Origin of the sequence: Rhodococcus sp. WAY2 (assembly GCF_009859915.1) — a bacterium.
Classification (GTDB): domain Bacteria; phylum Actinomycetota; class Actinomycetes; order Mycobacteriales; family Mycobacteriaceae; genus Rhodococcus_F; species Rhodococcus_F oxybenzonivorans.
The window spans coordinates 4,379,725-4,391,338 of the sequence record NZ_CP046572.1; the positions used below are offsets into that span (position 1 = coordinate 4,379,725).

The window sequence follows — 11,614 nt, forward strand, 5'->3', positions numbered from 1 at the left end:
ATGCAGTGGGATGCCTGGGGTGCGCCGGAGAATCGGAAGGTTCTCTCCGACGGGATCAAAGCCCTGCTGCAGCAGGCGCTGGGGGTGTCGATCACCGAGGCTCCGGAGCGGAACCCGGACGACGTCGTCCTTGCGCCGAGCGCCCTGTTCGAGAAGGACCTGGCCGCCCTGGCGACCATCGTCGGGGAGCGGTTTTGCAGTACCGCGCACACCGATCGCCTCCTGCGTGCCGGCGGAAAAAGCACTCTCGACCTGCTGCGTCGCCGCAGCTCGGAACCTCAGGATGCGCCCGACGCGGTGATCACCCCGGGAACCGACGACGAGGTGGGTGAAGTGCTGCGCTACTGCACGGCCAACGCGATCGCCGTGGTGCCGTTCGGGGGTGGCACGAGCGTCGTAGGCGGTCTCGATCCGGTGCGCGACCGATTCGCCGCCGTCGTGTCGCTCGATCTGCGGAGGTTCGACACCCTGCTCGACCTCGATGCCGAGTCCGGTGTCGCGACCCTGGGCGCCGGTGTGACGGGACCGCGTGCCGAAGAGCTGTTGGGGGTGCACGGCTTGTCGCTGGGGCACTTCCCGCAGAGCTTCCGGTTCGCCACCATCGGCGGGTTCGCCGCGACCCGTTCCTCGGGGCAGGCGTCCGCCGGCTACGGCCGGTTCGAGGACATGGTGGAGGGGCTGCGCGTCGTCACTCCGGCCGGCATTCTCGACACGGGACGGGCGCCGGCGTCCGCTGCGGGACCGGACCTGGGGGAGTTGTTCGTCGGCTCGGAGGGAACCCTCGGCGTGATCACCCGGGTGCGCGTGCGGGTGCATGCCGTTCCCGAGTCGACCGTCCGTGAGGGCTGGAACTTCCCCGACTTCGAGACAGGCGCTGCCGCTCTGCGCGCCCTGCGGCAGGAAGGTGCTGTTCCCACCGTGTTGCGACTGTCGGACGAGGCCGAAACCGGTGTGAATCTGGCGACAACGGACAAGATCGGTGACGAGGCCGTCGCCGGTGGCTGCCTGGCGATCACCACGTTCGAAGGCACCGCCGCACACACCGCCGAGCGGGTGGCCGAGGCTCGCGCGGTGCTGCAGGCGCACGGAGGCACGTCGTTGGGTGCGGATCCCGGGACCAGCTGGGAGCACGGACGTTTCGATGCACCTTATCTACGCGACTCCCTGCTCGACGCCGGTGCACTTTGTGAAACCCTCGAAACGTCTACGCACTGGGGCAATCTCGCCGCGCTCCGTGCTGCGGTGACGACGGCGCTCACCTCGGCGCTGTCCGAGCAGGGCACTCCACCGCTCGTCCTGTGCCACATCTCCCACACGTATCCGACGGGGGCCTCGCTGTATTTCACCGTGGTCTGCGCTCAGGCGGCCGACCCACTCGAACAGTGGCGACAAGCGAAAACTGCTGCGGGTGACGCGATCGTCGCCACCGGCGGGACCATCACGCATCACCACGCGGTCGGCGTCGACCACCGCCCGTGGATGCGGAAGGAGATCGGCGACCTCGGGGTCACCATCCTGCGGGCCATCAAGGATGCGGTGGACCCGGCCGGCATCCTCAATCCCGGGAAGCTGATTCCGTGAGCACGAGGAAGACCGTCGAGCGGGTCACGGTCCTGATCAACCCGCTGGCCGGGCACGGCCACGCCCCGGTCGCCGGACGTAAGGGCGTGGGGCGGCTGCGTGAACGCGGTGTGACGGTCACCGAGATCATCGGGACCGACGCCGATCATGCGCGCACGCTCGCCCGCCGGGCTATCGATGACGGCACCGATGCGCTGGTCGTCGTCGGTGGGGACGGTGCGATCAGCATCGGCTTGCAGGCCGCGGCACGGTCGGGAACACCGATCGGGTTGATCCCCGCAGGCACCGGAAACGATCATGCGCGCGAGTTCGGGGTTCCCGTCGGCGATCCGGTCGCGGCGGCCGATGTGATCGCGGACGGTGAGGTCCAGGAGTCGGATCTCGCCCGGATCACGCTCACGGACGGTGCGGTCGTCTGGGCGGGCACGGTGGTGGCGAGCGGTTTCGATTCGCTCGTCACCGATCGGGCCAATCGGATGACGTGGCCCAAGGGGCCGATGCGGTACAACCTGGCCATGCTGGCGGAACTCACGCGGCTTCGTCCCCTGGACTATTCGATCGAACTGGACGACGCCACCGTGCAGGTGGACGCCACACTGGTTGCGGTGGGCAACGGCCGATCCTACGGCGGCGGAATGCAGATCTGCCCCGGAGCGAACAAGGCCGACGGCCTTCTCGACGTCACCGTGGTGGGATACGGATCACGGGCACGGCTGGTCCGGTTGTTCCCCCGGGTCTACAAGGGCACCCATGTCGGTCTTCCCGAAGTGCAGACCTACCGTTCGCGGACGGTGCGGTTGCGGTGCGACGGCATCACGGCCTACGCGGACGGTGACCGCGTCGGTCCGCTCCCCGTGACGATCGAGGCCGTGCCCGGCGCGCTACACATCCTCAGCCACACCCCGGTCTGAGTCCGTCATTCCACGGAGCCGATCCATCTCCCGACGTTCGCGTTTGGTCGGCCTGCCGGCCCCGCGGTCGCGCCGGGGAAGAGAGGCGAGAACCTCGAGAGGAGGAGGTGGCGGTGTGTTGTCGGTGTAGCACTCCGCGGCGATGACAGCACCGACTCGTTTGGCGATGGGGCGGGTCACTTCCACGATGCGCTCGGTTCCGGCGGCGCGAATACGGACCTCGTCGCCCACCTTCACCGGCTGCGCAGGCTTGGCCGGGGAGCCGTTGACCCGCACGTGCCCCGACCGGCACGCCGCAGCTGCCGCCGAGCGCGTCTTGAACAGCCGGACCGCCCAGGTCCAGCTGTCGACGCGCACGCTCGCGGGGTCGGTACCCGAAGTCACCACGCGACCAGAATACGAGAGGCCCGACCTCTATAAGCGGAGGCCCTCATTCCGAAACCGGTACCATCGAGCGCATGGCGACACCGGGACCGGACGTGGCACGTGACGCCAGTGGACAGGCTCAGCAGGATCTGCGAGATCTCCTGGAGTTCGACCAGCGCCGCGAGTTCACTCGCTTCCTGATGTCGTACAAATTCGGGATCGACGAGATGATGACCAAGATCAACATCCTGAAGGACGAGTTCACCTACATTCACGACTACAGTCCGATCGAACATGTGAAGTCGCGCCTGAAATCGGCGGACAGCGTCCTCGGCAAGACCGCCCGCAAAGGACTCCCGCTCACCCTGGACGCGATCCGCGCGAACATTCACGACATCGCCGGAATCCGCATCACCTGCAGTTTCATCCGAGACGCATACCGAATCAGTGACATGCTCACCGGTCAGCAGGACATCACCGTGGTGGCGGTCAAGGACTACATCGCGGAGCCCAAGGCCAACGGCTACCGCAGTCTCCACCTGATCGTCGAGGTGCCCGTTTTCATGTCCGATCGAGTGGAATCGGTACGCGTCGAAGTCCAGATCCGGACGGTGGCCATGGATTTCTGGGCCAGTCTCGAGCACAAGATTTTCTACAAGTACGACAAGTCGGTCCCCGAGGCGCTGCTCGACGAGTTGAGAGACGCCGCCGACGTGGCCCGGCACCTCGACGTGAAGATGGAGGGCTTGCACGAGGAAGTGCGCGGGCCCGGCACCACACTGCGGGTCATTCCGGACTAGTCCCGGACCGGACACTGGTCGGTTGTACCGCGGGGCCGGTGACGTCGCAATGTGGTTGGCAGGCAACGGAATCTGGGGGGACCTGTGTCGGCGCCGCCGGCGTGCGAATGAGGGCGGCTGCGATGATCGCGCCGACGACGAGCATGGCGACGCACAGGTACATCGCTATCCGGAAGCCCTGCGAGAAGCTGTCGGGTTCGGCCAGGCTGGCAGCGTCGATCCCGGCGAGGCCCGGCAGCGCGGCCACGGCGAGTAGCTGGCTGGTGCGCGCGACGGCGTTGTTGACCCCGGACGCGATACCGGCCTGCTCGACGGGAACCGATCCGAGAACCGCGGTGGTCAGCGGGGCGACGATGGCCGACAGTCCGAGTCCGAACACGATCACGCCGGGCAGGACGTCGGACCAGTATGACGCCTCGGCCCCGATCCGTGTCATGAGGAGGAGGCCGACGGCCGCGAGCGCGGGGCCGATCGTCATCGGCAGTCGGGGACCGTGGTTCTGCGAATAGCGACCGGCGCGGGAGGAGAGGGCCAGCATTGCGAGGGTGATGGGCATGGTGGCAAGGCCGGCGGCTACCGGTGAATACCCCGCCACCAGCTGAAGTTGCATCACCAACAGGAAGAAGACCCCACCGATCGCCGCGTATACGGCGAAAGTCACCAGGTTCGCTGCCACGAACATGCGGGACCTGAAAAGCGCGGGCGGCACGAGGGCATCGGGGGATCGGCGTTCCACCACGACGAACGCGGTGAGTGCCACGGCCCCGCCCACGCCGGCGATCGGATTCATTTCGATCAACCCGTAGGTGAGGGCGCCCAGCCCGAGCACCGCGAACACCGACCCGAGGACATCCAGATGATCCGGCGGATGAGGGTCGCGGCTTTCGGGTATGTGGCGAATAGACGCCCAGATGACCACGGCGGCCAGGGGAACGTTCAGGAAGAAAACGGATCGCCACCCCGCCACTTCCACCAACCACCCGCCGAGCAAGGGCCCGATCGCCCCGGCCACCCCGCCGAGTCCGGACCACAGTCCGATCGCAGCACCGCGGTCGTCCTCATGCAGGGACGCCGAAATCAAGGCGAGACTTCCCGGAGTCAGCAGCGCGGCTCCGATTCCCTGAAGAATGCGGGCGACCACGAGAAAGGTGATGTCGGGCGCGAGGCCGCACAGCACCGACGCCACGGTGAACCACACTGTCCCCCAGACGAAGACACGTCTGCGGCCCCAGCGGTCACCGAGAGCCCCACCCAGCAGAATCAAGGACGCCAACGCCAGGGTGTAACCACTGAGGGTCCACTGCAAACCCTCGACACCCGACCCGAGATCCTCACCGATGTGCGGCAACGCGATGTTCACCACCGTGCCGTCCAGAAGGGCGAGGCCGGAGCCGAGGACGGTGGCGACGACAACCCAACGGCCCTGTCGCGTGTTCAACCGAAGAGCCGCCGCCATGTCAGGCTCCGGCCGGGATGCCCGGAGCGTCGTCGGGAGCGAGATACGCGCCGATTTTCCGGAACAGAATATCGGCCTCGTTCTTGTACGCACCGGTGTCGTCGAACGCGGCTTGGTCATAGGTGACGGCCACGGCGATCGCGATCTTCTTCGACAGCAAGTACGCCTCGGCCGCCGCGTATCCGCTGAAGAGGGGATTCTGCATCAACCAGTTGCCGACGATGGGCTGCCCGAGCCCGTAGGTGTAGTCGTCCGATTGCGGGAAGCACGTGGGGCAGCCGGGCAGGGTGGTCGTCTTGCCCCGCAGGTCCGTCGAGATCATGGCCTCGTACGACTCGCGGGAAAGGAGTTTGCCTGTGCCGATTGCTATCGCAGTGTCGTGGAGGTCGTAGATGTTCGAGGTCTGGATGGCGCCGTGGGTAATCGTCCACGACGGGTTCCAGAATGTCGATTCCTCGTAGAACGAGGTGCCGGATGGAATCTGCAGTGCCTCCCGTCGCTCGGACGAGAACGCGTGCAGGACCGGTTCGGTGATCGCCGCCGTCCCCGGATCCGTGGTGTTGTCCAGGCCGAGTGGTCCGAGCACCTTGTCCTGCATGAGCGTTGTCATCGGCTGACCGGTGATCTTCTCGAGCGCCAACCCGAGGATGACGTAATTGGTGTGGGCGTAGTTCCAGTTGGTTCCGGGCTCGTAGAGCAGTGGCTTGGAGGTGGCGTAGGCCAGAAGTTCTTCGGGGGTCCAATTACGGAAGGGGTCGGCGTAGATCGCCTTGTCGAAGTCGGTATTGCCGAGCACGTAATCGACGTAGCCCGAGGTCATCTGGGCGAGCTGACGGAGCGTCACGCGGTCGGTGTGGGGAATGTCGGGCAGCCACGTCGACACCTTGTCGTCGAGGCTCACCTTTTTCTCGTCGACAAGTTGGAGCAGCAGCGTCGACACGTACGAGATGGCTACCGCGCCGTTGCGGAAGTGCATGTCGGTGGTGGCCGGCACTCCCGTCATCGACTCACCGACGGCCTCGGTGACGATTTCCTTGCCGTCCACCGTGACACGGACGATCACTGCCCGTAGGTGGGCCTGCGCCATCGCGTCGCGCACGATCGTCATCACCCCGGCCGCCTGCGCCGGATCGGCGGATTCCGTTCCTGACGCGGCCGCGCTCGCCGAGGTGGCCGGGCCCGACGCCGGATCGGTGGTCGTGCACGCAGCTCCCAGAGCCAGGACGCACGCCAACAGGAAAGCCCGCCGATGAAGTGCCATGAACCAGCTTGGCACTATCAGGCCGGTCGGCGCTGGAGATAGGCGATCGCCAGCCCGCACGCCACCACCGCGACCACCGGAGCCGCGGTCGACATTCCGTCCCACGCGCTCGGTTCGAACGCGGAATCGCCTCGCTTCAGGGGCGTATAGGCGGTCCAACCGAAATCGGCTGTCAAGGGAATCGCGAACACTGCCGGTCCAGCCAGCGACGTGGTCACCACGGGGGCGCTCGACGGCAGGCTCGCTGTCAGGGTGAACGCGGCGGCGGCCGGCAGCAGAAGCACCACGGCACCGGTGTGCAGATTGTCCCAGGGCGCCGTGTCGAAGACCGCCGACACCGCCACGAGGGTGAGCGCCGCGATGCCGAACAGGGGTTGGGTCAGTATCCGGCCGAGTGCCGCGCCGAGCGCCACGAGTGCGGCGGGAACGAGTAACCACAGCCACGAATCCGTGAACCAGGCCGTCTGCGCGCCCTCACTCGCCGCGATGAACGCCGTCGCCGCGAGAAGCACTGTTCCGGTGCGGTTCTCCAACCACACTGCCGCGGCGATGACGACCGGAACCAGAGCGACCCCGAGTATCCACCGATCCTGCACTGCGGGGCCGGTACCCAGAGCATCGATCGCCCGGACGAGCTGCCAGTACAGCAGCAGTCCGAGCACAGGCAGGATCAATCCCGCCACCAGCGGCCTTGTGGGGCGGTCGGGCGAGGACTCCGACGGCGCGTCGAAGTCGCCGGACTGCAGCGCGACCACCACCACGATCGCCGTCACGGCGAGGAACGCCAGGGCGAGCAGATCCGTGTTGTGCTGCGGCTCGGACAGGTAGTCCGCGTACCTCGAGGGCACAGCGGTGGAGTGCCGGTACTGGTCGAGTGGTCCCGCCAGGAGCAGCCCGCCGACTACGCCCGCCGCGAGGGCGGTCTGGAGTCGGACGCGGTCGCTCGCGCCGGACAGACCCGCCAATCCGCCCAGCAGAAGTCCCACACCGATCCCGTTGGTGTACAGCACGACCGGTGAAGACCCGACCACCGGGCCGATCGCCAGAAGCGTCAGGCCGGACACCGCCGACATCGCCAGGCCGAGTCGGGACCGCAGGCGTGCGGCCACCACCACGGCGACGAGCGCGCCGAGGACTGCGCCGACGACGCCGCTGGTGTACAGCGTCCCGTCGCGGGAGCTCACGATCACGAACGCGTACTCGGGAGGCATCGGCGAGGTCGATGCCACGCCGACGGTGAACCCACCGAGCACCATGCCGACGTGTGCGGCCCGGATTGTCATGGAACGAGCATCGCGCACACCCGCCGGGTTGAAGAGATCGACGCGCAGGGGAAGGGTGGACCGTGTCTTCGTGCGTCCTGGGTCGGGAAGGTGGTCCGTGGTCATCGACAACGACGTCTACAACCGTCGAGGTGAGTCGTGGTGGGAGGAGGACAACCCACTGAACCTGCTGCACGGCAGCCTCACGCCGGGACGTTTCGCATACTTCCGCACGGTGCTCACCGAGCATTTGGGATCCGACTATCGCGGTCTCTGCGCACTCGACGTCGGCTCCGGCGGCGGATTTCTCGCCGAAGAGTTCACCCACATCGGCTTCCGGGTGGTCGGGGTCGACCCGTCGGAGGTGTCGATCGCTACTGCGCGCCGGCATGCCACCGACGCTGATCTGGACATCGAGTACCGCATCGGTGCCGGGGAGAAACTGCCGGTGCCCGACGCCTCGTTCGACGTCGTCTACTGCTGCGATGTCCTCGAACACGTCTCCGATCTCGACGGCGTGATCGCCGAGACGGCCAGGGCGCTGAAGCCGGGCGGTTTGTACCTGTTCGACACCATCAACCGGACCTTCGTCAGCAAACTGGTGGCCATCAAGATCATGCAGGAATGGCGTATGACCAGAATGTTCGATACACCCATCCACGACTGGTCCATGTGCGTGCGGCCGCAGGAACTGGAATCCGTGATGAAGCGGCACGGGCTGCGACTCGGAGAGGTCGTCGGACTTGGGCCGCGGTCGAAAAATCCACTGCGCCTCCTCGACCTCGCCCGGGCAGGCGGACGAACACTGACCTACGGAGAGCTGAGCCGGCGACTCGACTTCGGGCAGGTGCGCAGCACCGCCATCTCCTATATGGGGTACGCGGTCAAGAACGGCGAAAGCCCGCCGCGACGTCGCGACGGGCTCCCGCAGACACGGAACTAGCTGTAGTCGTAGAAACCCTTACCGCTCTTCTTGCCCAGGTGTCCCGCATCGACCTTGCGCTTGAGCAGCGTCGGCGGGGCGTAGTGGGGCTCGGCGAACTCGGCATACAGCGACTCCGCCGCGGCCAGGGTGATGTCGAGGCCCACGGTGTCGATGAGGGTCAGCGGACCCATCGGGTAGCCGCAGCCGCCCTTCATCGCCTCGTCGATGTCCTCGGCGGTGGCGTAGCCCGACTCGAGCATGCGGACCGCCGACGTGAGGTACGGGATGAGGAGCGCATTGACGATGAATCCCGCGCGGTCGCCGGCACGCACCGTCTTCTTGCGCAGGGTGTTCTTGACGTAGTCGGTGACTACGGTGACGGTCTCCTCGGAGGTGACCAGGCTGACCACGATCTCGACCAGCGGCATCACCGGAACCGGGTTGAAGAAGTGGATACCGACGACCTGTCCGGGGCGCTGCGTGGCGTTGGCCATCTTGATCAGCGGGATGGACGACGTGTTCGACGCCAGGATGCCGGACGGCTTCACGATCTTGTCGAGCTTCTGGAAGATGTCGGTCTTGAGCGACTCGATCTCCGGTGCGGCCTCGATCACGAGGTCGCGGTCCGCGAAGTCGTCGATGTCGAGGGTGACGCGAACGCGGGCGAGGGCGGCGTCCGCGGCGTCCTGGTCGAGCTTGCCTGCCTTCACCGCTCGGGCCAGCGATTTCTCGATCCGGCCCTGCGCGGCCTGGGCGTACTCCTGCTTGGTTTCGAGGATCAGCACCGAGCTACCGGCCTTGATACATACTTCGGCGATGCCGGCGCCCATGGTGCCGCCGCCGATCACTCCTACTAGTTCCACGATTCTCCTTAGTCATGCCCGTGCGCCTTTTTGGTAGCGGCAGCTACCAAAAAGGCGCACGGGCGGCGTAGCCGCCTACTTCAACAGGGCACGCGACATGACGACGCGCTGGATCTGGTTGGTGCCTTCGTAGATCTGGGTGATCTTCGCATCCCGCATCATGCGCTCGACCGGGAAGTCCGTGGTGTAGCCGGCTCCACCGAACAGCTGGACTGCGTCCGTGGTGACCTCCATGGCGACGTCCGACGCAAAGCACTTGGCGGCGGCGGAGATGAAACCGAGGTTCTTCTCGCCACGCTCCGCGCGGGCGGCGGACGTGTACACCATGAGGCGCGCGGCCTCGACCTTCATCGCCATGTCGGCGAGCATGAACTGCACGGCCTGGAAGTCGCTGATCGACTTGCCGAACTGTTTGCGGTCCTTGGTGTACGCGATCGCCGCGTCGAGAGCGCCCTGCGCGAGGCCGACGGCCTGCGCGCCGATGGTCGGCCGGGTGTGGTCGAGGGTCTGCAGCGCCGTCTTGAAGCCGGTACCGGGCTCGCCGATGATGCGGTCTCCGGGGATCTTGCAGTTCTCGAAGTACAGCTCCGCGGTGGGTGAGCCCTTGATGCCGAGCTTCTTCTCCTTGGGGCCGACGACGAAGCCCTCGTCGTCCTTGTGCACCATGAACGCGGAGATGCCGTTGGCGCCCTTGTCGGCGTCGGTGACGGCCATGACGGTGTACCAGCTCGACTTGCCGCCGTTGGTGATCCAGCACTTGGACCCGTTGAGGATCCAGTCGTCACCCTCCTGCTTCGCGCGGGTGCGCATGCTCGCGGCGTCCGATCCGGCTTCGCGCTCGGAGAGGGCGTACGAGGCCATCGCCTCACCGGAAGCCAGCTGCGGCAGCACCTGCTGCTTGAGTTCCTCGGAGCCGTTGAGGATCAGGCCCATGGTGCCCAGTTTGTTCACTGCAGGGATCAGGGAGGAGGAGCCGCAGACGCGGGCGACCTCTTCGATCACGATGCAGGTGGCGACCGAGTCGGCGCCCTGGCCGTCGTACTGCTCCGGAACGTGAATGGCGTTGAAACCCGAGTTCACGAGAGCGGTGAGCGCTTCCTCGGGGAACCGCGAGTCCTCGTCCACTTCCTTCGCGTATGGCGCGATCTCCTTCTCGGAGAGCGCGCGGATCGCGGACCGCAGTTCGTCGTGCTCTTCTGCGAGCTTGAACAGATCGAAGTCCGGATTTCCGGCCATGTTGGCGCTCCTTGTCGATTGCAACGGCATCGAACTCGAGCGGCACTCCGTGCCAGGGGTGTCTTCGGCCACGTGTGCCACAATGTTCGTCGTCGGGCATAGTACTGCTAGTACTGTGCAGTCAACCACGGCACTGAGTGCCAGTCAAGAGTGACGGGCGCCTCAGCGATGCCGCTGCGACAACTGCGCCGCGATGCCATCCGTAATTTTGTCCACCGGGGTGCCCGGCGGATACGACACGACAACCACCGCGTTCTGTTCCCGCGAGGGTGCGCCCGAGGCGACCCCGAACGTCCGGCGAACGTCGAGCAGGGCGCGTTCCAGCGCGTCGGCGGTGGCTGCCGGATCACCTTTGATCATGTTCCGCAGGAGATGGTTGTGGCACGCGGTGACGGCGGCCGCGAACCCGATCACTTTCAATACTGGCTCGGTAGGGACCACGTTTCGGAGGTAGTCGACGAACAGTCGCTCGTACCGCACGCCGGTCACGATCTCACGGTCGCGCAGCGCCGGGACGCGCTGCACTACCCGGTACCGGCGCTCGGACAGTTCCCGGTTTTCCTGAAACCGGTCGAACACCAGGCAGGCGGTGCTGCAGACCGCCGCCCACGGGTCGTCGGATTCCGACGTCAGGTAGTCGCCCGCCTGCTGGAGCAACGATTCGTGGTCGGCGAAGATCACATCTTCCTTGGAGCGGAACTGACGGAAGAAGGTGCGGCGGGACACGCCCGCGGCCGTCGCGATCTGCTCGACGGTCGTGGCCTCGTAGCCGTTCTCGGCGAAGAGACGAATGGCCTGCGTGACGACATGGACCCGGAAGTCCGCCGCATCGATCCCTGGGGTGTCGAGTCGCTCGGGCATGGCCTCAGTATCCATCGGTGCCGAACCTGCCGTTTTCTGGACGCCGGTGCTCCGCGGGGCGGATACTCGTAAATAGTGTGTCCGTCCTGGTG

The 11,614-nt window shown here is 66.3% G+C and carries 11 protein-coding genes; 4 read left to right on the forward strand and 7 right to left on the reverse strand.

Annotated features, from left to right (window positions below; all coding sequences use genetic code 11):
* Complete coding sequence (locus tag GFS60_RS20125) at positions 1-1,581, forward strand: FAD-binding oxidoreductase (RefSeq protein ID WP_159927373.1); 1,581 nt, start codon at positions 1-3, stop codon at positions 1,579-1,581.
* Positions 1,578-2,492: a diacylglycerol kinase gene (locus tag GFS60_RS20130; RefSeq protein ID WP_159923960.1), complete on the forward strand. Its 915-nt coding sequence runs from the start codon at positions 1,578-1,580 to the stop codon at positions 2,490-2,492. Before GFS60_RS20125 ends, GFS60_RS20130 begins: the two co-directional genes overlap by 4 nt.
* Here GFS60_RS20130 and GFS60_RS20135 read toward each other — a convergent pair.
* A complete protein-coding gene (locus GFS60_RS20135; RefSeq protein WP_159923962.1) occupies positions 2,463-2,879 on the reverse strand; it encodes an RNA-binding S4 domain-containing protein in 417 nt (138 codons plus the stop codon). The genes GFS60_RS20130 and GFS60_RS20135 overlap by 30 nt on opposite strands.
* A 71-nt stretch (positions 2,880-2,950) precedes the next feature.
* Here GFS60_RS20135 and GFS60_RS20140 point away from each other — a divergent pair, with 71 nt between their 5' ends.
* Positions 2,951-3,658: a GTP pyrophosphokinase gene (locus GFS60_RS20140; RefSeq protein WP_159923964.1), complete on the forward strand. Its 708-nt coding sequence runs from the start codon at positions 2,951-2,953 to the stop codon at positions 3,656-3,658.
* Here the strand turns inward: GFS60_RS20140 and GFS60_RS20145 are convergent.
* From GFS60_RS20145 to GFS60_RS20155, 3 genes are read right to left on the reverse strand one after another with little or no spacing between them, the layout of a single operon-like run.
* Positions 3,645-5,114, reverse strand: coding sequence for an MFS transporter (locus GFS60_RS20145; RefSeq protein WP_159923966.1), 1,470 nt, complete (start codon positions 5,112-5,114; stop codon positions 3,645-3,647). The two genes, GFS60_RS20140 and GFS60_RS20145, sit on opposite strands and share 14 nt — an antisense overlap.
* 1 nt (position 5,115) lies before the next feature.
* The gene (locus GFS60_RS20150) at positions 5,116-6,375 is read right to left on the reverse strand and encodes a serine hydrolase domain-containing protein (RefSeq protein ID WP_159923968.1); all 1,260 of its coding nucleotides are present in this window, start codon (positions 6,373-6,375) and stop codon (positions 5,116-5,118) included.
* A gap of 17 nt (positions 6,376-6,392) precedes the next feature.
* Positions 6,393-7,763 carry a hypothetical protein gene (locus GFS60_RS20155; RefSeq protein WP_236603212.1) on the reverse strand — a complete coding sequence of 457 codons (1,371 nt, stop codon included), beginning with the start codon at positions 7,761-7,763 and terminating at the stop codon, positions 6,393-6,395.
* On the opposite strand from GFS60_RS20155, the gene ubiG reads away from it, so the two are divergent.
* Positions 7,756-8,580 (forward strand): bifunctional 2-polyprenyl-6-hydroxyphenol methylase/3-demethylubiquinol 3-O-methyltransferase UbiG, encoded by an 825-nt coding sequence (gene ubiG, locus GFS60_RS20160; RefSeq protein ID WP_236603213.1) that lies wholly within the window; start codon positions 7,756-7,758, stop codon positions 8,578-8,580. The two genes, GFS60_RS20155 and ubiG, sit on opposite strands and share 8 nt — an antisense overlap.
* On the opposite strand, the gene GFS60_RS20165 is transcribed toward ubiG, so the two are convergent.
* The 3 genes from GFS60_RS20165 to GFS60_RS20175 all read right to left on the reverse strand — a co-directional run bounded on the left by GFS60_RS20165 (position 8,577) and on the right by GFS60_RS20175 (position 11,522).
* Positions 8,577-9,425, reverse strand: coding sequence for a 3-hydroxybutyryl-CoA dehydrogenase (locus GFS60_RS20165; protein ID WP_159923974.1), 849 nt, complete (start codon positions 9,423-9,425; stop codon positions 8,577-8,579). The genes ubiG and GFS60_RS20165 overlap by 4 nt on opposite strands.
* Before the next feature lie 75 nt (positions 9,426-9,500).
* Complete coding sequence (locus GFS60_RS20170; RefSeq protein WP_109333462.1) at positions 9,501-10,661, reverse strand: acyl-CoA dehydrogenase; 1,161 nt, start codon at positions 10,659-10,661, stop codon at positions 9,501-9,503.
* Positions 10,662-10,823: 162 nt separating this feature from the next.
* Positions 10,824-11,522, reverse strand: coding sequence for a TetR family transcriptional regulator (locus GFS60_RS20175; RefSeq protein ID WP_159927375.1), 699 nt, complete (start codon positions 11,520-11,522; stop codon positions 10,824-10,826).
* Positions 11,523-11,614: the final 92 nt, after the last annotated feature.

Excerpts from the sequence above, each read along its gene's own strand:
- GFS60_RS20150 (WP_159923968.1), bottom strand. The coding sequence starts at position 6,375 with ATGGCACTTCATCGGCGGGCTTTCCTGTTGGCGTGCGTCCTGGCTCTG.
- GFS60_RS20155 (WP_236603212.1), bottom strand. The coding sequence starts at position 7,763 with ATGACCACGGACCACCTTCCCGACCCAGGACGCACGAAGACACGGTCC.
- GFS60_RS20170 (WP_109333462.1), bottom strand. The coding sequence starts at position 10,661 with ATGGCCGGAAATCCGGACTTCGATCTGTTCAAGCTCGCAGAAGAGCAC.
- GFS60_RS20125 (WP_159927373.1), top strand. The coding sequence starts at position 1 with ATGCAGTGGGATGCCTGGGGTGCGCCGGAGAATCGGAAGGTTCTCTCC.
- GFS60_RS20140 (WP_159923964.1), top strand. The coding sequence starts at position 2,951 with ATGGCGACACCGGGACCGGACGTGGCACGTGACGCCAGTGGACAGGCT.
- GFS60_RS20145 (WP_159923966.1), bottom strand. The coding sequence starts at position 5,114 with ATGGCGGCGGCTCTTCGGTTGAACACGCGACAGGGCCGTTGGGTTGTC.
- GFS60_RS20175 (WP_159927375.1), bottom strand. The coding sequence starts at position 11,522 with ATGCCCGAGCGACTCGACACCCCAGGGATCGATGCGGCGGACTTCCGG.